This window comes from Camelimonas lactis, from assembly GCF_004342915.1.
Lineage (GTDB): Bacteria > Pseudomonadota > Alphaproteobacteria > Rhizobiales > Beijerinckiaceae > Camelimonas > Camelimonas lactis.
Map to the genome: position 1 here is coordinate 211,322 of NZ_SLWL01000005.1, position 24,652 is coordinate 235,973.

Here is a 24,652-nt window from a genome sequence, read left to right on the forward strand (position 1 = left end):
GCGGTAGCGGCGGGGCATCTCCCCGGCACTGTGAGCCGGAGACCGTTTCTGAACGGATCTCATGCGAACTGAACAGGGAGAGATGTCATGAAAGCCAAACTGATTGCCGCCATGGTTGCATTGGGCGTCGCCGTTGCCGGCGCGGCGCCCGCCCATGCGCTCGCCTGCACCAACGCCACGGACCTCAACCTGATGAACTGCGCCGCGGTCTGCGCGCCAGTCGCGGCGGGCGGCTGGCCCTGGGGGATCGCCGGCTACGGACTTTGCCTCTGACAGGCGGCGGCGGGGCGCGCTGGCGCAGACCCCGCCTGAGGCCACACGGCCTGAAGCCGGCCAGCCTGCCCGCCTGCGGAGATCGCGTCAGCCGGCCCCACCGCCGGCTGACGGGCCGCCGCGCCTCCCAACGTCTGTGGCCGCCGGCCGTCGCCTGCGGATGGAGGCTTGCCCATCCGCGCCCGCCGCGCTGTATTGTCCGGCGACCGGCCCTGACGGCGCGCCGCCGCGCCCGCCCAGATAACGATGGGCCGGACTTCAGGAGAGGGACCCATGGCCATCAGCAATTCGCCGGGCTTCAACTTTGATCTCGGTGAGACCGCGGACCAGATCAGGGACACCGTGGCTGCGTTCGCCCAGGACAGGATCGCGCCGCGCGCCGCAGAGATCGACCGCACCAACACCTTTGCCCGTGATCTCTGGCCGCAGATGGGCGAGCTCGGCCTGCTCGGCATGACGGTCGAGGAGGAATACGGCGGCGCGGGCCTCGGTTATCTTGAGCACTGCATCGCCATGGAGGAGATTTCGCGCGCCTCCGCCTCCATCGGCCTGAGCTACGGCGCCCACTCCAACCTGTGCGTCAACCAGATCCGCCGCAACGGAACCGACGCCCAGAAACGCAAATATCTGCCGAAGCTGATGTCCGGTGAGCACGTCGGCGCCCTCGCCATGTCGGAAACCGGCGCCGGCTCCGATGTGGTGTCCCTGAAACTGAAGGCGGAGCGCAAGGGCGACCGTTTCGTCCTCAACGGCACGAAATTCTGGATCACCAACGGCCCCATCGCCGACACCCTGGTCGTCTACGGCCGCACCGACCCCGACGCCGGCCCGCGCGGCATCACCGCCTTCCTGATCGAGAAGACCATGAAAGGCTTCTCCACCGCCCAGAAACTGGACAAGCTCGGCATGCGCGGCTCCGACACCGGCGAGCTGATTTTCGAGGATTGCGAAGTTCCCGAAGAGAATGTGCTCGGCCAGGTTGGACGCGGCGTCGAGGTGCTGATGAGCGGCCTCGACTATGAGCGCGCCGTGCTCGCCGCCGGCCCCCTCGGCATCATGCAGGCCTGCATGGACGTGGTGATGCCATACATCCATGAGCGCAAGCAGTTCGGCCAGTCCATCGGCGCTTTCCAGCTTGTCCAGGGCAAGGTGGCGGACATGTATGTGGCGCTCAATTCCTGCCGCGCTTACGTCTATGCCGTCGCCCGCGCCTGCGACCGGGGTGAGACCACCCGCGAGGATGCCGCCGGCGCCATTCTGCTGGCGGCGGAAAAGGCCACCCAGATGTCGCTCGACGCCATCCAGCTGCTCGGCGGCAACGGCTATATCAACGACTATTCCACCGGGCGCCTGCTGCGCGACGCCAAGCTGTACGAGATTGGCGCCGGCACCAGCGAAATCCGCCGCATGCTGATCGGCCGCGAGCTGTTCAACAAGACGGGCTGACCCGCCCCCCTCGCATCGCCTCCTGAAAACTGACCCGACAGCCCGGCCCGACTTTCCGCGCCGGGCTGTTTGCCATGGCGTATGCAGAACGTCGCCTGGCGCAAAAAGCACACGAATTCGGGAACAAAAGCCTGCCTCCCTGCTTTACCTAATGTCATTTAATTCGCAGGAGACAAGATAATGAACAAGCTTGCAGGATGTGTTGCCGTTGCGCTGATGGCTTCAGGCGCATTTTCTGGAGCTGCTCTTGCCCAAACTGCGCCAACACCGACAAACAAGCCAATTTTTCTGACCGTTGAGGAAGGTCCTGCAGTTTACAGCAGCCTCAAGGGCCTCAACGTCAAGAATGCTGGCGATGAAACCGTGGGTGAAATTGCCGATGTGGTCATCGACGGCCATAACGTCAATGCCTACATTCTTTCGGTGGGTGGCTTCCTGGGCGCCGGCACGCACTATGTCGCGGTGGACCCGACCGCGCTGACGGTGACGTGGAACGACAGCGACAAGAAATGGAATGCCCGCATCAACGCCACCAAGGATCAGCTGAAGGCGGCGCCACAATTCAAGTATGAAGGCCGTTTCGCCAAATAACCTGTCTGGCCCGCACAAAACGCGGACCACACCGGACAGCGGGGGGCTGGCGACATCGCCAGTCCTCGCGGCGGCAGTGGAGGTCACCATGAAAACGCTTGTTACAGGCGCATTCGCATGCTGCGTCGCGATCGCGGCCGTGATGCTGGCGCCTACGATCGCCCCTGCCCAGGGCGTCGTGCGCGGCGCCGAGCAGGGCTCCAGCGCCGGCTCACGGGCCGGCAACCAGATAGGCGGACCCGTTGGCGGCGCGGTGGGCGGCGCGGTCGGCGGAGCAGCCGGCGCGGTGGGCGGCGGCGTTGTTGGCGGCGTGAAGGGCGTTCTCGGCGTGCCCCAGGATACGCGCGTGCGCCACGACACGCGCGTGCGCCACGCGCCGCAAAAAACCCGTCACGCGCCGGCGCGGGTCAAGCGCCATCACACACATCAGCACCGCTGATCCGGCCGGAACGGCAGGACCCCGGATCAGGCCAGAACGGCGGTTTTAAAGCGCGGGGCGAGGCTTCTTCCGCGGAGGTCGCCTGCCCGGAAGCCGTTTGCCCGGAAGCCGTCTCTCCAGGGATTCGCAGACAGGCCCCGGCCGCCAGCAGGCTGCTCCGGCAGCCTGCCGTGGCTGGATGCCGCGCGCCGGCGGCCGCGTGGCCCTCTTCTTTCGCGACGCCTTCTTCCTTCGCGACGGCACGTCCGCGATGGCATATTTCCGTCACATGGACGGTTTTTTCGAGCAAAATCCGCGCCCTGGCGGTCCCCGCTTTCTTTCGTCCGCGCCTTGCCAAACGCCCATTGCCGGATGCAACATCCGCGCGATTGACCGCCGCCCTGTTCGCGGCGGCGCCCCTGCACCAAGTCCGGACCAGATCGTGACCCAGCAAGCTACTCCATCCCCCACCGGCAAGCCCTCGCAGAACTTCGGCACGTCCGGCATTGAAGCCATGGAGCGCCCGGGCTTCATCACGCGCCTGCTGATGGGCGTGGTGGAGCGGGTGGAGCGCCTGAACCTGCGCCATTCAAAGGTTGGCAACCCGCCCGTGTATGACAAGGCGACCTTCCCCTGGGTGGCGGAGATCGAGCGGGAATGGCCATTGATCCGCGCCGAACTCGACAAGGTGCTGGCGCGCCAGTCCGAACTGCCGAGCTTCCACGACCTGTCGCCTGACGTGAAAACCATCAGCGACGACAGCCGGTGGAAAACCTTCTTTCTCGCCGGCTACGGCCTGAAGTCCGATCGCAACATCGAGCAGTGCCCGGAAACCTGGCGGATCATGCAGAAGATCCCGGGCCTGAAGACGGCGATGTTCTCCATCTTCGAACCTGGCAAACACCTGAAGCCACACCGTGGCCCATATAACGGCGTGCTGCGCCTGCACCTCGGCCTGATCGTGCCCGAGCCGCGCGACAAGCTGGCCATTCGCGTGTCCGATCAGGTCTGCCACTGGGAGGAAGGCAAGGCGCTGGTGTTCGATGACGCCTACGAGCACGAGGCGTGGAACCACACCGACAAGACCCGCGTCGTGCTGTTCGTGGATTTCGTCAAGCCACTCCGCTTCCCGGCCAGCCTCTTCAACTGGCTGCTGCTGAATGTCGCCGTGTTCACGCCGTTCATCCGTGAGGGCGCCGACAACCAGAAGGAGTGGGAAAAGAAGTTCTACGCCCAGGCCGAAGCGTTGCGGAACCGCCCCCAGCCATAAGCCTGCCCGCTGCGGCCCGCCTTCAGGCCCAGCGCCTCCAGCAAGGATGATTCCCATGACCAGGCCGCCTGAAAGCCGGATCGATAATGGCCAGATCGTCGTGCACGCCAATGGCGCGGCGATCCCCGCCGTCGCCCTTGGCACCTGGCAATCGACAGACGACGCCTGCGCCCGCGCCGTCGGGGAGGCGCTGCGCAGCGGCTATCGGCACATCGACACCGCCGTCGCTTACGGCAACGAGGCCCAGGTGGCGGAAGGCATCCGGGCTTCCGGCGTGGCGCGCGACCAGTTCTTCGTCACCACCAAGGTGTGGCGGGATGATATGGCCCGCGACGCCGTGCTGCGCTCGGCGGCGGACAGCGTGCGCCGGCTCGATTCGGGACCGGTCGACCTGCTGTTGCTGCACTGGCCCAACCCGGACGTGCCTCTGGCCGATTCGCTGGCTGGCCTCGTGGCGGCGAAGCGCGAGGGGCTGGCCCGCCATATCGGCGTCTCCAACTTCACACTTCCGCTGATCGGGGAGGCAGTGCGCCTCAGCGAGGAGCCGCTGGTCACCAACCAGGTGGAATATCACCCCCGGCTCGACCAGGGGCGGCTGATCCGCGCCTGCGCCGCGCACGGCCTGTCGCTCACCGCCTATTCGCCGCTGGGCCGTGGCGCACTGCTGGCCGACCCCGTGATCACCGCCATCGCCGAAGCGCACGGCCGCGAGCCGGCGCAAATCGTGCTGCGCTGGCTTGTCCAGCAACCAGGCGTCATCGCCGCGCCCAAGTCGGTGACGCCGCAGCGCATCCGCAACAATCTCGCCGTGTTCGATTTCGAGCTGGGTGAGATTGAAATGGCCCGCATCAGCAATCTGGCCCGCCCCGACGGGCGGATGATCAATCCCGCCTTCGCCCCGGCATGGGACTGACCGCCCGCGCGGGAGGCTCCCATACGCAGTGAACAGACGCGTCGCGCGCGGCCGGGCCCCCGTGTTTGCTGTGGGGGAGCGCGGCGTTGCAGGACGGCGTTTGCGAAGGCAGCGGGCCTGCGTCCCCGCCCCGGCTTCAGGCCGGCCTGGCTGGAGCGGCCAGGATGTTAACCGCCTGATGCTTTTCTGGAGCCTGCTGCGTCTGCCCTGGGCGCTGGCGACGCGGGAGGCTTTCGGGAAGCGGCATGTTTTTTCCTGTTTCAAAGATTCTATGGTTCTTCGCCACGCCGTCCAACCTGTTGATCACCCTGAGCGTCGTTGGCGTGGCGCTGTTGCTGCTGGGCTGGCGCCGCGCCGGACTGGCCGTGAGCGTCGTGGCGGTGAGCGGCCTGGTGATCTTTGCCGCCAGCCCCGTGCCCCGGCTGCTGATGCGCGCCCTTGAGAACCGGTATCCGCCCGTCGCCATGAACGATCCGGGACGGGTGGACGGCATCATCGTGCTGGGCGGCTCCGCCCATTTGCGGCGTGGGCAGATCAAGCTCAATGACGCGGCGGCGCGGCTGACCACCGCCGTGGCGCTTGCGAGGCGCTATCCCGAGGCGCGCGTTGTGTTTTCTGGGGGCGACGGACGGTTGATCCAGCTGGATCGCGGCGCGGGAGAAGTGGACGCCGTGCGCCTGCTGCTGTCGCAAATGGGGCTGGAGGGCGACCGCGTCATCTTCGAGGACCGGTCACGCAATACCCGCGAGAACGCCGCTTTCACCCGCGATCTTGTTACCCCCGGGCGCGGCGAGCGCTGGCTGCTGGTGACATCGGCGTTCCACATGCCCAGGGCCGCCGGCGTGTTCCAGCGTGAGCGCTTTCACGTCACGCCCTATCCGGTCGACTATTATACACGGGACGAGATCGCTGATTTTCTGCCATTTCACAGCTTCTCCAGCGGCCTGCGGCTGGCCGATCTGGCGGTGCGGGAATGGCTTGGCCTGACCATTTACTGGCTTGCCGGCTACACGGCGACATGGCTGCCCGGCGCCGCCCCCAGTCACCAGACGTCGTGACAGCGCCCCGCCGCATGCGGGCGGCAGATGGGCAGGCGTTCAGCGCCGAGCGCTGATGTCCGCGCATCGGGACCGGGCATGGCGCCGCTACGGCCGGCGGTGGCTTCAGCCACCCGCCCGGAAGGACGGCGCCCGGGGCGCTCAGATTTCCCAGACGTCGAAATTCGGCCCGCGCCCGACCTTGTACAGCCCCCTGAACGTATCAGGATCGGCCGGCGTTCCCTTGCGATAGATAATGACGCTGCCATCATGCGCCAGTTTGACGAGCGCCAGGCGCAGCGGCTGCATCAGCGGCCCCCACCCCTCCGGCTTCTCACCACCAACCGCGCGCGCGATCACAGCCGGGTCCACCAGCTCCCCCTCGCCAGCCGCGCGCAGCAGCGCCCGCGCCGCCTCCTCAAGGCCCAGATGCACGCCAACGCCTCGCCGGCGCTGCACGGGTTTTTCCGGCGCGCCGCCAACGGCGGACGCATCATGGGAAGGAGCTTTGGGGTCGGATTGTTTCGCCATGCTGGATCGATGCGCCTGTCAGCGGCCCGCGTCAAGACCGCGCGACGGCGGCGCACAGGCGGCGCCCAAGGCAGGAGGGACGCCCAGGATAGGAACAGGAGGGCGCCCAGGACAGGAGGGGCGTCCACAAGATGGGCGGCCCGCCTATGGCGCGTCTGGGTCATCGCCCAGTATAGATGTGCGCGCCTCGGAACGAAACTGCCGCACCCACATGGACCAGAGCACCAGCGCCGTCGCGCCGAGCAGCGCCAGTGGTCCCATGAACCAGCCCAGATAAGCCAGGGCGAAGAAAATCGAACGCTGGCCCCGATTGAAATGATTGCCAGCGGCGATGTTCATCGCCCCTACCCGCTGGGCGTGACGCAGCCCGGCCGCGCCGGAATCGGGCGGCGGCATGGCGCCCAGGAGAATCGCCGAGTAATTGAACAGCCGGTAGGACCAGGCGAACTTGAAAAACGCATAGCCCAGGATGACGGCGAGGCCGATGATCTTGATCTCCCATGCCAGACGGGACGGCGCGGTGGACAACGGCAGATCCGACACCATCCGCAGCACGTCATCCGTGGAGCGCAGGAACGCCAGCGCGCCGCCCATGGCGATCAGCGTGGTGGAGGCAAAGAACGACGCGCCGCTCTGCAATGTCGCCATGATGCTGGAGTCCACCACGCGCTGCTCGCGCGCCAGCGAACGCTCCATCCACAGCATCCGGTAGCGGTTCATCCGCAGGTTCAGGCTACGGTCGGCCCCGCGCCAATGCTCCACCGCGTAGCCATAGAAAGCCCAGGCGCCAAGAAAAACGCATACAGCCAATATGTCGAGCCAACCAAACGGCATGCTCATTCGTCCGCTCCGCCTGTAAATCCACGCATGAATCCGCGCATGTCCTTACCGGGCATGATGAACGGCTTTGAGAATGGAGAACACGTCCAATCGGAGAGGCGTCTTTAAAATTTTCCCGACCCCACGCGGGGCCATGACTTCCGGCGTCATCATCGTTACCGTCTCACCGTTGGCGGCGGAGCGCTGCCTGAAAACAACATGAGGGAGAGAACCATGCCCCAGACCATCACCACCGGCGTCAAGGCGCTGGTTGACGACGCCAACACCCGCATTCGCACCCTCAGCATTGATGAAGCCAAAGCCATGCACGGCCGTGACGACGTCACCTTTGTCGATCTGCGCGATCCGCGCGAACGCGAGCGCGAAGGCAAGATTCCCGGCGCTTTCTCCTGCACCCGCGGCATGCTGGAGTTCTGGATCGACCCGGCCAGCCCCTATTACAAGCCGCAGTTCGGCGAAGACAAAACCTTCGTGTTCTTCTGCGCTGGCGGCTGGCGCTCCGCCCTCGCCGCCGACACCGCCCAGAAAATGGGCCTGAAGCCTGTTGCCCACATCGACGGCGGCTTCGGCGCCTGGAAGAAAACCGGCGGCCCAGTGGAAACCTGAGGCCCAGGGAAACCTGAGACCCAGTGGAAACCTGAGGCCCGCGCCACCGGCGCCGGCGCCGGCGCCGGCGCCGGCGATGTTGCGCCGGCGCAGCTTATGGCGTCAATGTGCGACGCCCGGCCCCCGCCCGCCGCAACCGGCCCTGCCGGGGAACGCACCAGATCAGGGCCCAATACCCGCTTCGGCATCGCCGCCGCTTCGCCAGCCAGCGGCTCACCGACTGAGCCAGGGTTCAAAGAGATCCATGAAAGCCTTCGTCATCGCCCTCACATCGCTGACGCTTGCAGGGTGCGTTACAAAGCCGCCGGGGCCACCGCTGGCGTCGGCGCAGGACCCGAAGGTGCTCGAGCGTCGGGAAGAGCAAATCGCCGTCAGGGTCGGCAACTGGTCTGCTGGCCTTCAGCCGCGCGGAACAGTCCGCCTTGGCGAAATCCGCAACGCCACGATATCTGGTCCGCGCATCCGCGCTGGCGGCGATGAAGAGATCTATTGCGTTGGCGTCACGGAGTATTTCGAGACGCCGAAAGCCCTTATTCCTGAGAAATTTGAAGCAAAATATGGCATGCACGTGCGCATCTTCCGCCGTAACAACCTGATTGCCCTGTCACGACAGAACTATTGCGAGCCCGCGGCGGACACCCGATCCCTGCCTTACCTCGTCTACTATCGCCGTCTCCAGCAGGCCCGGATCGATGTCGCCCGGGAGTACCAGAATGCTGCGAAAGCGGCGAAGTCCGCGCGATCAGGCGCGGCGTCCGTCCAGAGGTGATCCCGCCGCCATAAGCTCGCCAGCCCGGGCAGTCCGTCGCCAGCGCTGATCGACAATGAAAAAGGCCCGGCTTTCGCCGGGCCTTTTTCATAGGTGCGCAAGCGCCAGAGGATCAGGCGAACTCGAGGATCACCGCGTCCACGGCCAGGCTGTCGCCTTCCTTGGCGTGGATCTTCGAGATCACGCCGTCGCGTTCGGCGCGCAGCACGTTTTCCATCTTCATGGCTTCGACCATGGCCAGCGGCTCGCCGGCCTTGACCTCCTGGCCCTCGGCCACGCTGATGGCCTTCACCAGGCCAGGCATCGGGCACAGCAGGAACTTGGAGGTGTCAGCCGCCACCTTCTCCGGCATCAACGCCGCCAGCTCGGCCTCGCGACGCGTGTAGACGCGCGCGGCGCTCAGCGTGCCCGCGTGGGCGATCTGCACGCCATTGAGGATCGGACGGACCTGCGCCACCACCTCGACGTCGTCGATCAGGCCCTGCCAGACCGGCTCGCCCGGAACCCAGTCGGATTCCACGATGCGCGGCTGCTCCTCGTCGTCGAAGGAAACGATGACCTCGTCTTCCTCACCGCCGCTGACCAGGATCGGGAACGACTGCTCACCCAGCACGGCGGTGCGCTCGCTCTCGAACTCCACGTCGATGACGCGGTCGAGCTGGCCGGTGATGGCGCGGCGACGCTCGTTCTGCAGGTGATCGATGTATGCGGCGACCACGGCCATCAGACGGGCGGTTTCGCCCTCCGGCTCAGGATTGCTGAAGCCTTCCGGGAACTCCTCAGCGATGAAACCGGTGGAGAGCTCGCCCGACTGCCAGCGCGGATGCTGCATCAGCGTCGACAGGAACGGGATGTTGTGGCGGATGCCGTCGATGGCGAAGGCGTCCAGCGCCTGGGCCTGGGCCTCGATGGCCTTCAGGCGGGTCGGCGCGTGCGTGACAAGCTTGGCGATCATCGGATCGTAATAGATCGAGATCTCGCCGCCTTCGTAGACGCCGGTGTCGTTACGGACGATGACGCCCGACTCGTTCTCGCCTTCCTCCGGCGGACGGTAGGTCACCAGACGGCCGGTCGACGGCAGGAAGTTGCGGGTCGGATCTTCGGCGTAGATGCGGCTTTCCACCGCCCAGCCGTCCAGCTTCACGTCGTTCTGCGTGATGGCCAGCTTCTCGCCGTAGGCGACGCGGATCATCTGCTCGACAAGGTCGATGCCGGTGATCATCTCGGTGACCGGATGCTCGACCTGCAGGCGGGTGTTCATCTCAAGGAAGAAGAACGAACGGTCCTGACCGGCGACGAACTCCACGGTGCCGGCGCTGTCGTAGTTCACGGCCTTGGCCAGAGCCACGGCCTGCTCGCCCATCTTGCGACGGGTTTCCTCATCCAGCAGCGGCGACGGCGCTTCTTCGATCACCTTCTGGTTGCGGCGCTGGATCGAGCATTCACGCTCGCCCAGGTAAATCACGTTGCCGTGCTTGTCGCCGAGAACCTGGATCTCGATGTGGCGCGGATTGACGATGAACTTCTCGACGAACACGCGGTCGTCGCCGAACGACGACGCGGCTTCGGAACGGGCGCGGTCGAAGCCTTCCTTCACCTCGTCGAGGCTGTAGGCGATGCGCATGCCCTTGCCGCCGCCGCCGGCGGACGCCTTGATCATGACCGGGAAACCGATTTCCTCGGCGATCTTGCCGGCCTGTTCGGCGCTCTCGATGACGCCGAGATAGCCCGGCACCGTGCTGACCTTGGCGGCGTTGGCGAATTTTTTCGATTCGATCTTGTCGCCCATGGCCTCGATGGCCTTGGGGTTGGGACCGATGAAGACGATGCCGGCCGCGGCCAGCGCTTCAGCGAAGGCGGCGCGCTCGGACAGGAAGCCGTAGCCAGGATGCACGGCTTCTGCGCCCGTCGCCTTGCAGGCGTCGATGATCTTGTCGATCAGGAGGTACGACTGGGCGGCGGCCGGCGGGCCGATGTGAACCGCTTCGTCAGCCATCTCGACATGGAGCGCATCGCGATCGGCGTCCGAATAGACGGCGACAGTCTTGATGCCCATCCGGCGCGCCGTCTTGATGACGCGACAGGCGATTTCTCCACGGTTGGCGATGAGGATCTTGCTGAACATGCCCGCCCGTTTCCATTCCAAAAAGCTGGAGCATTTTCGGGAAAAGTGGACCCCACTTTTCGTGAAGAAAATGCGTCGAACCAGAGAGATAGGGCGCCTCCTGTGAACCATGATTCACAGGAGGCGCTCCAGAGCCACAGCGCGTCCACCAAGGGCGGAGCTTGTCTGCAGCGCGCCAGTTGCCTGCGATCCGGCCCGCCCAGTTGCGGAAGCTGGTCCGGATCGCGTTGTTCGGCGGGCGCGCCAGGCGCCCGGTTTCTGCTTACTTCAGCAGGTGGGCGATCGCAGCGCGCTCGCCTTCCAGCTCGTCAAGCGTGAGCTTGATGCGCTCTTTCGAGAAGTCGTCGAACGACAGGCCCTCGACGCGCTTGTAGTGACCGCCTTCGCAGATCACCGGCACGCCGAACATCACGCCTTCCGGGATGCCGTAGCTGCCATCGGACGGAATGCCCATGGACACCCACTTGCCATTGCTGCCCAGCACCCAGTCGCGCACGTGGTCGATGGCGGCGTTGGCGGCGGAAGCCGCCGACGACAGGCCGCGCGCCTCGATGATGGCGGCGCCGCGCTTGCCGACCTGCGGAATGAAAGTCTCGCGGTTCCAGGCCTCATCGTTGATCAGGCTGGCGATCTTCTTTCCGCCGACGGTCGTCTCGCGGTAGTCCGGGTACATGGTCGGCGAGTGGTTGCCCCACACGGCCAGCTTCTCGATGTCGGCGACCGGCACATTGGCCTTGGAAGCAAGCATCGACAGGGCGCGGTTGTGGTCCAGACGCAGCATGGCGCTGAAGGCTTCCGCCGGCAGGTCCGGCGCCGACTTCATGGCGATGTAGGCGTTGGTGTTAGCGGGGTTGCCGACGACCAGCACCTTGACGGAACGCTTCGCCACGTCGTTAAGGGCGCGGCCCTGAACGGTGAATATCTCGGCGTTGGCGCTCAGCAGGTCGGCGCGCTCCATGCCGGGGCCGCGCGGACGGGCGCCGACCAGGATGGCGACGTCGGCGTCCTTGAAGGCCACCTTCGGATCATCGGTGACGGTGAAGCCGGCGAGCAGCGGGAAGGCGCAGTCTTCCAGCTCCATCACCACGCCGCGCACGGCGTTCTGGGCCTGCGGCAGGTCGAGCAGCGACAGGTGAACTGGCTGGTCCTTGCCGAGGAGATCGCCATTGGCGATGCGGAACAGCAAAGCGTAGCCAATCTGGCCAGCGGCGCCGGTGACGGCGACGCGCATGGGAGTCTTGCTCATGTTAGCTCCTTGAGTGTGGCGCCCGGTCCATGGCTGTGGTCCGGACCGGACGCTGATCGGCTCAACGGGTCAGTGCGACAACCGCCTTACAGCGGAATGTTGTCGTGCTTCTTCCACGGCTGCTCCGCCTTCTTGGTGCGCAGCATGGCGAGGGCGCGCGACACCCGGCGACGGGTGGAGTGCGGCATGATCACCTCGTCGATGTAGCCGCGCTCGGCGGCGACGAACGGCGAGAGGAAGCGCTCTTCGTATTCCTGGGTGCGGGCGGCGATCTTCTCCGCGTCGCCAATGTCCTGGCGGAAGATGATCTCCACGGCGCCCTTGGCGCCCATCACCGCGATCTGCGCCGTCGGCCAGGCGTAATTGACGTCGCCGCCAATGTGCTTGGAGGCCATCACGTCATAGGCGCCGCCGAAGGCCTTGCGGGTGATGATGGTGACCAGCGGCACGGTAGCCTGGCTGTAGGCGAACAGCAGCTTGGCGCCGTGCTTGATCAGGCCGCCGTATTCCTGCGCCGTGCCAGGCAGGAAGCCCGGAACGTCGACGAAAGTCACGATCGGAATGTCGAAGCTGTCGCAGAAGCGCACGAAGCGCGAGGCCTTGCGCGAGGCGTCGCTGTCGAGCACGCCGGCGAGCACCATGGGCTGATTGGCGACGACGCCGACGGTGCGGCCCTCGACGCGGGCGAAGCCGGTGATGATGTTCCTGGCGTAGCCTTCCTGGATCTCGAAGAAATCCCCCTCGTCCACGACCTTCTGGATCAGCTCCTTCATGTCGTAAGGCTTGTTGGGATTGTCGGGGATCAGGGTGTCCAGCGACATGTCGAAGCGGGTCGGATCGTCGAAGCTCGGCAGCTCCGGCACGCCGTCGGTGTTGTTGGAGGGCAGGAAGTCGATCAGGCGACGCACCTGCAGCATGGCCTCCACGTCATTGTCCCAGGCGCCGTCGGCGACCGAGGATTTGGTGGAGTGAACCTTGGCGCCGCCCAGCTCTTCAGCGGTCACCGTCTCGTTGGTGACGGTCTTCACCACGTCCGGGCCGGTCACGAACATGTAGGACGTGTCGCGGACCATGAAGATGAAGTCGGTCATGGCGGGCGAGTAGACGTCGCCGCCGGCGCAGGGGCCCATGATGACGGAGATCTGCGGGATCACGCCCGAGGCCATCACGTTGCGCTTGAACACCTCGCCGTAGCCGCCCAGGGCCGCGACGCCTTCCTGAATGCGGGCGCCGCCGGCGTCGAACAGGCCAATGATCGGGGCGCGCATTTTCAGCGCCATGTCCTGGATCTTGACCATCTTCTGCGCGTGCGTCTCGGAGAGCGAGCCGCCAAACACGGTGAAGTCCTTGGCGAACACGAAGACGGTGCGGCCATTGACCGTGCCCCAGCCGGTGACGACGCCGTCGCCGGGGATCTTGTCCTGGTTCTGCATGCCAAAGTCGACGCAGCGGTGCTGCACGAACATGTCGAACTCTTCGAAGGAGCCGCTGTCCAGGAGAAGTTCGATGCGCTCACGCGCGGTCAGCTTGCCGCGTCCGTGCTGCGCCTCGATGCGCTTTTGACCGCCGCCGAGCTTCGCTGCGGCGCGACGCTCCTCCAGCGCCTCGAGAATATTCTTCATTCTGGGTCCCCCGCGATCGGATTGCCGAAAACTGGCGTGCTCCCTATCACTCAACTAACGGATTAGGAAGCGTCTTCCTCAACAAACGTGCGCAGCAGCCAATTCACTGCAAAATGCTGCGCAATACGGCTTAATTCACGCAGTCAGGCCGGCTTTGCACGCCTGGGCCGCCGCGGCGAAATCCGCGAAACGCCGGTCCCGGCGGGCCTTTGCCTCCGCGTCTTCACCCCAGCGGGCGATCTGGTGATCCTCATCCACATGGGCCGCGGCCCATGCTTCCGCGACGCCGAGTCGCCCGTCGCGCACCGCCAGCGCGATCACCAGCGAGCCCGCCAGCGCGGTCATCACGTGCAGGCCCGCAATGGAAAACGGGCCTGTGGAAGCGCGCGCCGCCGCCCCGGCCGCGGCCAGCGTCTCCGGGGGTTGCGCCACATGCATGACGCCCTCGGCCAGCATGAACCGTGCGCCGTAACGCTCGTCCATCCAGGCCAGCAGCGGGTCCCATGCCTGCGTCTGCCGCAGCGCCAGGCTCTCCGGCTCCGTCGCCCGGTAGCACAGCAGATCGGTCCCGGCGTAGCGGATGAGTTCGGCAAGCACCGGCTCAGGATCGGGAGCCACGGCGTCGTGAGCGGCGAACGCCATGCGGGTCAGCGGCATGTTCGCCGGGTTGATCAGTTCAACCTGCGCTCGCCACTCATCCGCCACGGCTTCCGCCAGTTCCTGGGTCGGCAGGGTCAGCAGGCGCTTCGCCGATGTGCGGGCCTGCCGCCCGTCCAGCCGCACCGAAAAGGACCCGTCGTCCTCTGCCTGAACCGTCACGTCCCTGTAGAACCGGCGCGGCAGCGCCGGCTTCATGGCCTGCTGACTGAGACGGATTGGATCACCGCCGTCAGGAGCACGAAAACTCATGGTCAACCCCGCTCAATCAATGTGACGGAAAACAAGCACATCACATTGATTTTCATACAATATAATCAATAACGACGCGCCCCGGTCGTCCAGGACCATCCGCCGCGCGAGCAGCCTGTTTGCCCGTCTCATCGCCGCGGCCATGGCGAGGTGAAAAACCTGCCATCGGGTCCGGCGGCCAACCGCAACAGCGAACCGTCAGAAACGGGGGCAAGAGCTTGCGGACGCGCATGAAAGCGCAAACACTCAGAATCCGTTCCCTGACAAATACTTACGATGCTTTTGTTAATCTCCGTCGCAAGTTTCAGGGATTACGTTCTGTCCTCACTCTTCCGGCGATTCGACGATCGGGTCGTAACGCGAGGCGTCAAAGCCCAACAGGTTCCAGGTCTGCGCCATATGCGGCGGCAGCGGCGCCGTGACGTCGATCGGCCGGCCGTCACGCGGATGCGGAATGACGATGCGGCGGGCCAGCAGGTGCAGCTTCTTCTGAATGCCGCCGGGCAACTCCCAGTTCTCCACGTTGAAATATTTCGGGTCGCCGACAATCGGATGCCCCATGTGCGCTGTGTGCACCCGCAGCTGATGGGTGCGTCCCGTCACCGGTTTCAGCGACACCCACGACACTTTCTGCGCCGAGTTCTCCACCAGAGCATAATAGGTCACCGCGTGGCTGGCCCCGTCGTCGCCATGCTGGGCCACGCCCATGCGCGATTCGCCGTCGGGGTCCTCTTCCTTGGCGATGTAGGTTGAGATGCGCCCCTGCTTGACGCGCGGCACGCCGGCCACCAGCGCCCAGTACACCTTGCGGGTGACGCGCGAGCGGAAGCTCTTGCCAAGCGTCGCCGCCGCCAGACGCGTTTTGGCGATCACCAGGCAGCCGGCTGTGTCCTTGTCGAGACGATGCACCAGACGCGGCTTCTGGCCATCCCGATCGCGCAGCGCCTCCAGCATGCCGTCCACATGCCGGTGCGTGCCGGAGCCGCCCTGCACCGCCAGCCCCATGGGCTTGTTCAGCACCATCAGGTCCTTGTCCTCATAGAGCACCAGCGAGCGCAGATAGGCGGCGTCATCCTCATCCTGACGCGGCGTGCGGCCGGTGGGGCGCGCTTCCGTAAGCTTCAGCGGCGGAATGCGGACGCTTTGCCCAGCCTTCAGGCGATCGTTCGGTTTCACCCGCCCGCCATCAACACGCAACTCGCCCTTGCGAACGATGCGCTGGATGTGGGTGAAAGCCAATTGCGGGAACCGCGCCGTCAGGAAGCGGTCGAGGCGCATATCAGCCTCATCCGGCTCAACGATCAGCGTCTGCACGCCGGTGGCCAAAGCCTCGCTGGTTTCGGCGCGGATACGGGCCTTCTGCCCTGGCGCCGCGATGCTTTTGCCCCCAACCGGCTTGCGGGCGGCAGCGCGCTCGCCCGGCTGGCGCTCCTTCAGCTGCCGCTCCGGGCCTCCCTGCGGCGCGCGCCTGGCGCCGGTCTGGCGGGTTTCGACGACAGGCGCCGCTTCGCCGGTCGCGCCGTCATCGTCATCGTCAAAGCCGGCAGCGAAAACGCCCCCGGCCGCCTCAACCTCGACAGCAGCCCAGTCGATATCGGCGTCGCCGTCATCGACGCCGCCATCCCACATATCGCCCCGTTCGGCGTCCGCCGTCTGGATGTCGCGGGAGGCCTCCGCCTCGTCTGCCGCCGGGTTCCAGCCCGGGCGCGCATAACCGTCGTCCCGTCTGGCCCCACGGCCTGCGGTTTTACGCGCTGGTTTGCCCGATCGGGCGCCGGCGGCTGCGCCGCGCGCCTCTTCCTTGCGCACGAACCGGCCAGCGGCCTTGTCGTAAGTGGGTTTGCGCGGACCAGCCGCCTTCCCCGCCGGCCTGCCAGTCGCCCTGCCAGTCGCCTTGCCAGTCGTCTTGCCAGTCACCTTGCCGCCGACGCCGCGCGCGTCTGGCCGGCCGGCGCTTTTGCCGGCGACGCCGCCCGGTCCCCGCGACCTGGCGAACCAGTCTTCATCGCCGCCACTTCCGGTGTTCTGCACCTCAGCCGGAGGCCCGCGATACCCCCGGTCGCCGCGATCATCGAAGCGCTTGCCCCGGAAACCCTGCCCGCCGCGCGCCGGACCGCGTGCGCCATCTGGCCGCGAACCTCCCGGGCGCGCGCCGCCTGCCCGGAAGCCGCCGGATTTGCCGCCTCCGGATTTGAACCCGCCGGGTTTGCCCCCGCGTCCGCCATTGCGGTTGCCAGTGTCGCGGGTCATGCCAGGCTCCTCATCATCACAAGTCCGACCGCCAGACCCGCGACGCCACATATCAAAGACCCAAGAACGTAAGCCATGGCGGCGGCGAAATCGCCCCGCTGCCACAGCAAAACCGCCTCAAGTGAAAAAGTCGAAAAGGTCGTATAGCCGCCCAGCACGCCGGTCGCCAGAAACAGCCGCAGATTCTGCGACGCGCCATCGGGACGCAGCGCCATCCACCCTACCAGCAGGCCCATGGCCAGCGAGCCGGTCACATTGATGAGCAGCGTGCCCCACGGAAAAGCCAGCCCGAACGCCCGCGCCGCCGCCATGCCAAGAAGATGGCGGCAAACGCCGCCGAACCCGGCGCCCAGAAAAACCAGTGCAATTGCCTGCATGAAACCGATCGGGCGGCGCGTCCTGACCCATTCAGAAAATGCGCGGCGCTCCCGTCGCCCGCCAATACACCCAAACGCCGCCAGAAGCGATGCTTTTGGCGCGGGCGCTCCGGCCCCATTCCCAGGTCGGCCGTCGCCGCCCGGCGGAAACGACATGCCCGCGACATCCAGGCAGCATTGCCTGGCGCGGAGAAAACTGGCGCGGAGAAAACTGGAGCGGAGAAAACCGGCGAACATGCATCAGTGATGGCGGACTGCCGCGCCCGCCATCATCAATCCCTGAAGGCGGCTGGCCGGAAGCCGCCGCCGCACCCCGCCTCAGCCGGCCGCCCGCGCCCGCTCCTTTGCCAGCGCCACGTACCATTCAAAACTGTCCGGGTTGGCCATGGCATCACGGTTGATGAGCCCTTCCGGGGGATGACCGAGCAGCAGGCGCTTCACCGGCACCTCCAGCTTCTTGCCGGACAGGGTGTAGGGCACCGCCGGCGTCTCGACGATCGCGTTCGGCACATGCCGCGCCGAAAGCTGCGAACGGATCTGTGCGTTGATCGCCGCCTTCAGACGTTCATCCAGCGCTGCGCCCTGCTTCGGAACCACGAACAGGTAGAGAAACGACTCGCGGCCAAGGAACTCCAGGTCCACCACCATGCTGTCGGCGATCTCCGGGAAGGCGTCGACCACGCGGTAGAACTCGCTGGTGCCCATGCGAATGCCGTGACGGTTGATGGTGGCGTCCGAACGGCCATAGATGATCGCGCCGCCGCGCGGCGTGATGCGCAGCCAGTCGCCATGCCGCCACACGCCCGGATAGACGTCAAAATAGCTGTCCAGATAACGCTTGTTGCCCGGATCATTCCAGAAATACAGCGGCATCGACGGGATCGGCAGGGTGCAGACCAGCTCGCCCACCTCATCGATCAGCGGCTTGCCGTTTTCGTCCCACGCCTCGACCTTGTGTCCGAGCGCCCGGCACTGCATCTCGCCGGCATAGACCGGCAGCGTCGGCGCGCCGCAGATGAACGCCCCGGCGAAATCCGTGCCGCCGGAAATCGGCGACAGCCAGATGTCGTCGCGCACGTTCTCATAGATCCAGGCATAGGCCTCCGCTGACAGCGGCGAGCCGGTCGACGACATGGCGCGCAGGCGCGACAGGTCGGCGAACTCACGCGGCCGCAGGTTGGCCTTGGCGCAATTGCCGTAATAGGCCGCGCCGCAACCGAACACCGTCACCTGCGCCTTCTCGATGAAACGCCAGAGCACGCCCAGATCGGGATAGGCCGGGTTGCCGTCGTAAAGCGCGATGGCCGAGCCGGCGGCCATGGCGGCGACCTGGGCGTTCCACATGATCCAGCCCGAGCTGGTGTACCATTGCGTGGTGTCCTCCGGCCCCAGGTCGCAATGGATCGACTGCATCAGCAGCATTTCGACAGTGATGCCGGCGTGGCCGTGCACGATCGGCTTCGGCAGGCCGGTGGTGCCGGATGAATACACCACCCACAGCGGATGGTCGGCGTCCACAGCCACCGGCGGGCAGGAGGCGGTTTTCGCCGCCAGCTCGCGCCAGTCGTGCGCTTTCGGGAACCGCTGGCGATCGACGCCATCGTGCAGGCGCGGCAAAATGATGAGCTGCTCCACCCCCGGCAGCGCCTCCACCAGCTCGGCGATGCCATCGGTGCGGTCGAAGGGCTTGCCGGCGTAGACGTAGCCGTCAGCACAGATCAGCACCTTGGGGTCGATCTGGCGGAAACGGTCGAGCACGGCGCTCTTGCCCATGTCGGAGGAGCACAGCGACCACACCGCGCCGAGGCTCGCGACCGCGAGGAAGCTGATGATGGTTTCGGGAATGTTGGGCAGCACCGCCACGACGCGATCGCCCGGCCCGACGCCAAAACCGCGCAGGGCGGCGGCCATGGCGCCGACCTTGTCGCGCAGTTCACCCCAGCTCACCTCACCCAGTTCGCCATCCTCCGAACCGAAGACAATGGCGCGCCGGTTTGGCGCATCCATATGATGGCGCAGCACATGGTCGGCGTAATTCAGCCGCGCGCCCTGGAACCATTTGGCCCCCGGCATCGCGTGGCTGGAAAGAACCTGGTCATAGGGGCGCTCGCTGCGCACCTCGAAATAGTCCCACACCGCCGCCCAGAAGCGCTCCAGATTATCCACCGACCATTGCCAGAGCGTCGGATAATCGGGGAACGACTGACCTTCGCGCTGCTCCAGCCAGCGGGTGAAGTGGGTGATGCGGGCTTTTTCGATATCCGCCGCCGTCGGCGTCCACAGCAGCCTGGCCTCTTCCGCCTGCCCGGCGCGCTCCTGTTGCTGGCCCGTCATGCTGCTCCCTCTTCATTGTTCATTGTCTGTTGCCGGCGCCCATCGAGGGGCATGGCCGGCGCCTGTCAACCCTGACCGCCGCGCCGCTCGCGCCGCAGCCTCTCCCACCAGTCCAGCCGCTTGCCGATCTCCCGCTCGAAGCCGCGCTGCGACGGTTCATAGAAGTGCTGCCGGCCAAGTTTCTCCGGCCAGTAGTCCTGCCCGGAAAAGGCGTCCGGCTGGTCGTGGTCGTATTGATAGTCCGCGCCGTAGCCCTCTGCCTTCATCAATTTGGTGGGGGCGTTGAGGATGGTGCGCGGCGGCATCAAGGAACCGCCGGCTTTCGCCGCCCGGCGGGCGCCAGCCAGCGCCATGTAAACAGCGTTGGATTTGGGCGCCGTGGCCAGATAGACCACGGCGTTGGCCAGGGCCAGCGCCCCCTCCGGCAGTCCAAGAAAATCGTAGGCGTCCTTCGCCGCGTTGGCGACTTGCAGGGCCTGTGGATCGGCGAGGCCGATATCCTCTACCGCCATCACCGTCAGACGGCGGGCGATGAACAAAGGGTCCTCGCCCGCGTCAATCATCCGGGCGAAATAATACAGGGCCGCGTCCGGATCGGAGCCGCGCACGCATTTATGCAACGCCGAAATCAGGTTGTAGTGACCGTCCTGGCCCTTGTCATAGATCGGCGCCCGGCGCTGCACCACCTCGACGAGCTGGGCGGCGTCAAACACCTCGCCCGGCCGCGCCGCCCGCCAGACTTCTTCCGCCAGGGTGAGCGAGGCGCGGCCGTCGCCGTCCGCCATGGCGACCAGCGCCGCGCGGGCGTCCGCCGTCAGCGGCAGCGGCCTGCACCCAATCGTCTCGGCCCGGGCCAGCAGGCTTTCAATCGCCGCCTCATCGAGCGCGCGGAAGGTCAACACCCGCGCCCGCGACAGGAGGGCCGCATTCAGCTCAAAAGAAGGGTTCTCGGTGGTCGCGCCGATCAGGGTGATGGTGCCGTCTTCCATCACCGGCAGAAAGGCGTCGAGTTGCGCCCGGTTGAAACGGTGGATCTCGTCCACGAACAGCAATGTGCGCTGGCCGGCGGCGCGACGCACCCGCGCGCCCTCGAAAACCTTCTTGAGATCGGCCACGCCGGAAAAGATCGCGGAAATCTGCTCGAAGCGCAGGTCTGTGGCCCCGGCCAGCAGCCGCGCCACCGTCGTCTTGCCGGTGCCTGGCGGCCCCCAGAAAACCATGGACCCCAACGAGCCGGATTCCAGCATCCGGGTCAGCGCCCCTTCCGGGCCAACCAGATGATCCTGCCCGGCCACCTCGGCAAGGCGCGTTGGCCGCAGCCGGTCGGCCAGCGGCCGCCCCGCCGACGGGGCGCGATCATCGCCCGGGCGCCGCTCATCCGCAGGGGCTGGCTCCATTGAAGAAAACAGGTCGCCCATATCTGGGTCCATTTTGCGTCCGGCGCCCCACTGGCGCCGCGATCGCCCGCTCTTGTGCGCTCATGTATATAAGGTGGCGCGGCGCCCAGGGCAAAAGCGCCGGTGACCAGGCCTGCGCGGCCCGGACAGCGGACCGGAACGCCCGGCGTTCGCCCGCGTCAGGTCCGGACCACGCAGTTTGCCCAGAACACAAGAAATATCGGATAAATGTATGGTTAATTTGCGTAAATTAACCATACCTCATGCGATAGATGAAGAGCGAAGTTTGATGGCGGCAGCACGCACCGGTCAATGTGAGCGGACAGGACGGACGGCCATGCGACCGGCCGGGCATGGTTTCTTGCTTGCCGCCAGACTTGTGATTCTTGCGGTTTTCGCCCTTGCGGCCCAAGGCCTGACCATGGGCGGCGCCGCGATGGCCAACCAGCGCGGCGCCGATCTGGTCAAGGCCGACCTGTTGATCGAGCCCGCCGCCATCCAGCCCGGACAGCCCTTCACCGTGGCGCTGCGCCTGCGCATGAAGCAGCATTGGCACACCTACTGGCGAAACCCTGGCGATTCCGGCCTGCCAACGGAAATCCACTGGTCGCTGCCGCCCGGCTTTACCGCCGGGCCGATCCAGTGGCCAACGCCGGAGCGCCTGCCCGTCGGCCCACTGATGAACTTCGGCTATGAAGGCGAAACCTTTCTGCTGACGCAGATTACCCCGCCGGCCGATCTCGCCCCTGTTGGCCGGGTCACGCTCCGGGCCGACGCCTCGTGGCTGGTGTGCGAAAAGGAGTGCGTGCCGGGCAGCGCCAGCCTGTCCGCCAGCGCCCCTGCGGCGCCGGCGACCACCTCCGTGGCGCCCGATCCCGCTTCGGCCGAGGCTTTCGCCGCCGCGCGCGCCCGGCAGCCGGCGCCCCTTGGCGGCGCCAGCTTCGCCATCAGCGGCGACGCCTTCACCGTCACCGCGCCCTTGCCTTCCGGCGTCACCGCCAACGACATCGGCAACGTGGCCTTCTTCCCGGTCGACGAGAGCCTGCTGGAGAACGCCGCCCCACAAAAGCACGCCGTTCAGGACGGCCGGTTGACGCTGACGCTGCAACGCAGCGCCCCTTCGTCCGCCGACCCCACCCACCTGTCCGGCGTGCTCGCCTTCACCGCCGCCGATGGCGTCACGCGGGGCTACGCGCTCGCCATGGGCGATCCGCCTCCCGCTCCCGTCAGTTCCGCCGCCCGTCCGGCGGCCTTCTCCGTCACGCCGGCCGGGGCGGCCGCGCCTGGCGACGAAGCCGCCAACCTCACCCTGTGGACGGCCCTGATCCTCGCCTTCGCTGGCGGCGTGGTGCTCAACCTGATGCCCTGCGTGTTTCCGGTGCTGTCCATCAAGGTGCTGTCGCTGGCCCAGGGCGGCGGCAAGACGCCGCGCGCCATGCGCCTGCATGGCCTGAGCTATGGGGCTGGCGTGCTGCTGTCCTTTGCCGGCCTCGCCGCCGTGCTCATCGCCGCGCGGCAGGCGGGCGCCAGCATCGGCTGGGGTTTCCAGCTGCAATCGCCGCCGGTGGTGATGTTGCTGGCCTATGTGATGTTCGCCATGGGGCTGGGGCTTTCCGGCGCCGTCCAGCTTGGCGCTTCGTGGAGCGGTCTTGGCGACCGCCTCACCCGTCGGGCCGGTTATGGCGGCTCTTTCTTCACCGGCATTCTCGCGGCCGTGGTCGCCAGCCCGTGCACCGGGCCATTCATGGGCGCCGCCATCGGCTTCTCGCTTACCCAGTCCACCGGCATGGCCATCGCCGTGTTCGTCGCGCTCGGCGTCGGCCTCGCCTTTCCGTTTGTCCTGCTCACCTTCCTGCCGGGACTGATGAAGCGCATGCCGCGCCCCGGTCGCTGGATGGAGATTCTCAAACAGGCCCTCGCCTTCCCGCTCTACGCCACCGCCGCCTGGCTCATCTGGGTGCTGAGCCAGCAGGTGTCGCCCATCGGCCTGTCGCTGGCGCTTGGCGGTCTGGTGGCGCTGGCGCTGGCGATCTGGGCCGCCGGCCTCGCCGCAACGGCGGGACGGCGCGGGGCCGTCGCCGCCCGTCTGGTCGTGGCGCTCGCCCTGGTGGCGGCCGTTGCCTGCGTCTGGCGTGTCGATGAAACCCGCCATGCCCCCGGCGCCGCGGTGGCCGCGACCAGCGAGGGCGTGGAGCCGTTTACCCAGCAGCGCCTCAACGCCCTGCTGGCGGAGCGCAAGCCGGTGTTTGTCAACCTGACGGCCGCCTGGTGCATCACCTGCATGGTCAATGAGCGCACCACCCTGGACACCGCCGCCGTGCGCGACGCCATGAAAGCGCGTGGCGTCGCCTACCTGAAAGGCGACTGGACCAACCAGAACCCGGAGATCACCGCCCTGCTGGCGCGCTTCGGCCGCGGCGGCGTTCCGCTTTATCTGCTCTACCGGGGCGATGGCGTTGACGAGGCCCCCTTGGTCCTGCCGCAAATCCTCACGCCCGCGACGGTGACGGAAGCGCTGGCTGCGCTGCCCGCCCGCGTCGCCTTCCGCAAGGACGGGGATGGCGAGACGCCGTGATGGCGGGTCAGGGCGGTTGCATATTGGCCTGGATGCATATGGGTGATCGCGTAGGGGCGGATGCGCTGGCGTGATCGCCAGATTGTCAGTTGCAGGCCTCCGGAGGCCAGGCTTGGCTAATGTGGAAAGCCTGCTCCCCCTGAATCAGGTATCGTTTCGGGATGGACCAACGCCGCCCCGGCGGCGCTGCCAAGGAGAACGAGGATGAACCACCCTTGTCGTCTCTCGCGCCGTCGCCTGCTCACTGGCAGCGCCCTCGCCGGCCTGGTTCTCGCCCTTGCTTCCAGCGCCACTGTTCTCGCCGCCCCGCCGCCGGTCAAACCCGGCAGTCCGCCGCCGACGTTCACCCTCACATCGGCCGCCGGCGCCCGGGTTTCCCTGGCCGACTTCAAGGGCAGGACCGTGGTGCTTGAGTGGACCAATCACGCCTGCCCGTTCGTGCAAAAGCATTATTCCAGCAACAATATGCAGAATTTGCAGCGCGACGCCAAAAGCGCCGGGGTGGTCTGGCTCAGCATTATCTCGTCCGCGCCCGGGGAACAGGGCGCGGTGTCGGCGGAAGAAGCCAACCGGCTCACCGCCAGCCGCAACGCCGCGCCAGCGCAGGTGCTGTTCGACCCGGACGGCAAGGTTGGCCGCGCCTATGGGGCGCGGGCCACGCCGCACATGTATGTCATCGCCCCGGACGGCAGGCTGGCCTATATGGGCGCGATTGATGACAGGCCAGGCACGGATGTCGCCGAAATCGCCGGCGCCCGCAATCATGTGCGCGAGGCGCTGGCAGAACTGGCTTCAGGCAAACCGGTCAGCACGCCGCAAACCCGCGCCTACGGCTGCGCCATCAAATACGCCACCTGACGCGGCGGGCTGCCACGGCGCGGCTTGCTGGAAAATCAGCTGACGTTGCCTGATGGCGCCCTCGCGCGTCATGCCCGCGCCGGCTGGGATGTACACGTCTTCTCAGGCTGCAACCTGTCGCATGCTTGCGAACTGCCAAGCAGGCGGGCGCCGCAACGCGCCGCCCTGCCTGCGGATTCCACGGATGATGGGCATCGATTCCACGCGATCGTGGGCATGGATTCCACGGCATCGTGGGCATCGATTCCACGCCTCGGGCAGCCTG

At 66.4% G+C, this 24,652-nt stretch carries 22 protein-coding genes; 12 read left to right on the top strand and 10 right to left on the bottom strand.

Features of this window, described 5'->3' with window-relative positions; all coding sequences use genetic code 11:
- Positions 1–87 precede the first annotated feature (87 nt).
- From EV666_RS08295 to EV666_RS08325, 7 genes are all read left to right on the top strand, one after another.
- The gene (locus EV666_RS08295) at positions 88–273 is read left to right on the top strand and encodes a hypothetical protein (protein ID WP_132005919.1); all 186 of its coding nucleotides are present in this window, start codon (positions 88–90) and stop codon (positions 271–273) included.
- Between the two features lie 273 nt (positions 274–546).
- Positions 547–1,719: an isovaleryl-CoA dehydrogenase gene (locus EV666_RS08300; protein WP_132005922.1), complete on the top strand. Its 1,173-nt coding sequence runs from the start codon at positions 547–549 to the stop codon at positions 1,717–1,719.
- 180 nt (positions 1,720–1,899) lie between these two features.
- Positions 1,900–2,310 (top strand): PRC-barrel domain-containing protein, encoded by a 411-nt coding sequence (locus EV666_RS08305; protein WP_132005925.1) that lies wholly within the window; start codon positions 1,900–1,902, stop codon positions 2,308–2,310.
- 88 nt (positions 2,311–2,398) lie between these two features.
- On the top strand, positions 2,399–2,749 hold the full coding sequence (locus EV666_RS08310; RefSeq protein WP_132005927.1) for a hypothetical protein: 351 nt from the start codon (positions 2,399–2,401) through the stop codon (positions 2,747–2,749).
- 421 nt (positions 2,750–3,170) lie between these two features.
- A complete protein-coding gene (gene olsC, locus EV666_RS08315; RefSeq protein WP_245514294.1) occupies positions 3,171–3,998 on the top strand; it encodes an ornithine lipid ester-linked acyl 2-hydroxylase OlsC in 828 nt (275 codons plus the stop codon).
- 55 nt (positions 3,999–4,053) lie between these two features.
- On the top strand, positions 4,054–4,911 hold the full coding sequence (locus tag EV666_RS08320) for an aldo/keto reductase (protein WP_132005930.1): 858 nt from the start codon (positions 4,054–4,056) through the stop codon (positions 4,909–4,911).
- Between the two features lie 245 nt (positions 4,912–5,156).
- Entirely contained in the window at positions 5,157–5,969 is an 813-nt protein-coding gene (locus EV666_RS08325) for a YdcF family protein (RefSeq protein ID WP_132005933.1), read from the top strand.
- 141 nt (positions 5,970–6,110) lie between these two features.
- Here EV666_RS08325 and EV666_RS08330 read toward each other — a convergent pair whose 3' ends face one another.
- Together EV666_RS08330 and EV666_RS08335 are read right to left on the bottom strand one after the other, a co-directional pair.
- The gene (locus EV666_RS08330) at positions 6,111–6,407 is read right to left on the bottom strand and encodes a DUF3253 domain-containing protein (protein ID WP_245514295.1); all 297 of its coding nucleotides are present in this window, start codon (positions 6,405–6,407) and stop codon (positions 6,111–6,113) included.
- A 216-nt stretch (positions 6,408–6,623) separates the two neighbouring features.
- The gene (locus EV666_RS08335) at positions 6,624–7,319 is read right to left on the bottom strand and encodes a DUF599 domain-containing protein (RefSeq protein ID WP_245514296.1); all 696 of its coding nucleotides are present in this window, start codon (positions 7,317–7,319) and stop codon (positions 6,624–6,626) included.
- Between the two features lie 213 nt (positions 7,320–7,532).
- Between EV666_RS08335 and EV666_RS08340 the strand changes: the two genes are divergently transcribed.
- Both EV666_RS08340 and EV666_RS08345 read left to right on the top strand, forming a co-directional pair.
- Entirely contained in the window at positions 7,533–7,925 is a 393-nt protein-coding gene (locus EV666_RS08340) for a rhodanese-like domain-containing protein (RefSeq protein WP_132005939.1), read from the top strand.
- Between the two features lie 244 nt (positions 7,926–8,169).
- Entirely contained in the window at positions 8,170–8,694 is a 525-nt protein-coding gene (locus EV666_RS08345) for a hypothetical protein (RefSeq protein WP_132005942.1), read from the top strand.
- A 112-nt stretch (positions 8,695–8,806) separates the two neighbouring features.
- Here the strand turns inward: EV666_RS08345 and EV666_RS08350 are convergent, their stop codons facing one another.
- The 8 genes from EV666_RS08350 to EV666_RS08385 form a co-directional block, all read right to left on the bottom strand.
- Positions 8,807–10,819, bottom strand: a complete 2,013-nt coding sequence (locus EV666_RS08350) for an acetyl-CoA carboxylase biotin carboxylase subunit (RefSeq protein ID WP_132005945.1) — start codon at positions 10,817–10,819, stop codon at positions 8,807–8,809.
- A gap of 262 nt (positions 10,820–11,081) precedes the next feature.
- On the bottom strand, positions 11,082–12,065 hold the full coding sequence (locus tag EV666_RS08355) for a malate dehydrogenase (RefSeq protein WP_132005948.1): 984 nt from the start codon (positions 12,063–12,065) through the stop codon (positions 11,082–11,084).
- Between the two features lie 86 nt (positions 12,066–12,151).
- Positions 12,152–13,687 carry an acyl-CoA carboxylase subunit beta gene (locus EV666_RS08360; RefSeq protein WP_132005951.1) on the bottom strand — a complete coding sequence of 512 codons (1,536 nt, stop codon included), beginning with the start codon at positions 13,685–13,687 and terminating at the stop codon, positions 12,152–12,154.
- Positions 13,688–13,822: 135 nt separating this feature from the next.
- Positions 13,823–14,596: an ATP12 family chaperone protein gene (locus EV666_RS08365; RefSeq protein WP_132005953.1), complete on the bottom strand. Its 774-nt coding sequence runs from the start codon at positions 14,594–14,596 to the stop codon at positions 13,823–13,825.
- A gap of 324 nt (positions 14,597–14,920) precedes the next feature.
- Positions 14,921–16,225, bottom strand: a complete 1,305-nt coding sequence (locus tag EV666_RS08370; protein WP_132006025.1) for an RluA family pseudouridine synthase — start codon at positions 16,223–16,225, stop codon at positions 14,921–14,923.
- Positions 16,226–16,842: 617 nt separating this feature from the next.
- The gene (gene crcB / locus EV666_RS08375) at positions 16,843–17,223 is read right to left on the bottom strand and encodes a fluoride efflux transporter CrcB (protein WP_132005956.1); all 381 of its coding nucleotides are present in this window, start codon (positions 17,221–17,223) and stop codon (positions 16,843–16,845) included.
- A gap of 318 nt (positions 17,224–17,541) precedes the next feature.
- Positions 17,542–19,557: an acetoacetate--CoA ligase gene (locus tag EV666_RS08380; RefSeq protein WP_132005959.1), complete on the bottom strand. Its 2,016-nt coding sequence runs from the start codon at positions 19,555–19,557 to the stop codon at positions 17,542–17,544.
- Between the two features lie 65 nt (positions 19,558–19,622).
- Positions 19,623–20,975 carry a replication-associated recombination protein A gene (locus EV666_RS08385; RefSeq protein WP_207906367.1) on the bottom strand — a complete coding sequence of 451 codons (1,353 nt, stop codon included), beginning with the start codon at positions 20,973–20,975 and terminating at the stop codon, positions 19,623–19,625.
- Between the two features lie 340 nt (positions 20,976–21,315).
- Here EV666_RS08385 and EV666_RS08390 point away from each other — a divergent pair, with 340 nt between their 5' ends.
- From EV666_RS08390 to EV666_RS18430, 3 genes are all read left to right on the top strand, one after another.
- A complete protein-coding gene (locus EV666_RS08390) occupies positions 21,316–23,529 on the top strand; it encodes a protein-disulfide reductase DsbD family protein (protein WP_245514297.1) in 2,214 nt (737 codons plus the stop codon).
- 204 nt (positions 23,530–23,733) lie between these two features.
- Positions 23,734–24,387, top strand: coding sequence for a thioredoxin family protein (locus tag EV666_RS08395; RefSeq protein WP_132005965.1), 654 nt, complete (start codon positions 23,734–23,736; stop codon positions 24,385–24,387).
- A 24-nt stretch (positions 24,388–24,411) separates the two neighbouring features.
- Positions 24,412–24,652 (top strand): hypothetical protein (locus EV666_RS18430; RefSeq protein ID WP_207906363.1); only part of this gene is annotated, 241 nt, incomplete at its 3' end.

Coding starts and splice junctions, on each gene's coding strand:
- EV666_RS08295 (WP_132005919.1), top strand. CDS start 88: ATGAAAGCCAAACTGATTGCCGCCATGGTTGCATTGGGCGTCGCCGTT.
- EV666_RS08300 (WP_132005922.1), top strand. CDS start 547: ATGGCCATCAGCAATTCGCCGGGCTTCAACTTTGATCTCGGTGAGACC.
- EV666_RS08305 (WP_132005925.1), top strand. CDS start 1,900: ATGAACAAGCTTGCAGGATGTGTTGCCGTTGCGCTGATGGCTTCAGGC.
- EV666_RS08310 (WP_132005927.1), top strand. CDS start 2,399: ATGAAAACGCTTGTTACAGGCGCATTCGCATGCTGCGTCGCGATCGCG.
- EV666_RS08320 (WP_132005930.1), top strand. CDS start 4,054: ATGACCAGGCCGCCTGAAAGCCGGATCGATAATGGCCAGATCGTCGTG.
- EV666_RS08325 (WP_132005933.1), top strand. CDS start 5,157: ATGTTTTTTCCTGTTTCAAAGATTCTATGGTTCTTCGCCACGCCGTCC.
- EV666_RS08335 (WP_245514296.1), bottom strand. CDS start 7,319: ATGAGCATGCCGTTTGGTTGGCTCGACATATTGGCTGTATGCGTTTTT.
- EV666_RS08340 (WP_132005939.1), top strand. CDS start 7,533: ATGCCCCAGACCATCACCACCGGCGTCAAGGCGCTGGTTGACGACGCC.
- EV666_RS08345 (WP_132005942.1), top strand. CDS start 8,170: ATGAAAGCCTTCGTCATCGCCCTCACATCGCTGACGCTTGCAGGGTGC.
- EV666_RS08350 (WP_132005945.1), bottom strand. CDS start 10,819: ATGTTCAGCAAGATCCTCATCGCCAACCGTGGAGAAATCGCCTGTCGC.
- EV666_RS08355 (WP_132005948.1), bottom strand. CDS start 12,065: ATGAGCAAGACTCCCATGCGCGTCGCCGTCACCGGCGCCGCTGGCCAG.
- EV666_RS08360 (WP_132005951.1), bottom strand. CDS start 13,687: ATGAAGAATATTCTCGAGGCGCTGGAGGAGCGTCGCGCCGCAGCGAAG.
- EV666_RS08365 (WP_132005953.1), bottom strand. CDS start 14,596: ATGAGTTTTCGTGCTCCTGACGGCGGTGATCCAATCCGTCTCAGTCAG.
- EV666_RS08370 (WP_132006025.1), bottom strand. CDS start 16,225: ATGTGGGATGGCGGCGTCGATGACGGCGACGCCGATATCGACTGGGCT.
- crcB (WP_132005956.1), bottom strand. CDS start 17,223: ATGCAGGCAATTGCACTGGTTTTTCTGGGCGCCGGGTTCGGCGGCGTT.
- EV666_RS08380 (WP_132005959.1), bottom strand. CDS start 19,557: ATGACGGGCCAGCAACAGGAGCGCGCCGGGCAGGCGGAAGAGGCCAGG.
- EV666_RS08385 (WP_207906367.1), bottom strand. CDS start 20,975: ATGGGCGACCTGTTTTCTTCAATGGAGCCAGCCCCTGCGGATGAGCGG.
- EV666_RS08395 (WP_132005965.1), top strand. CDS start 23,734: ATGAACCACCCTTGTCGTCTCTCGCGCCGTCGCCTGCTCACTGGCAGC.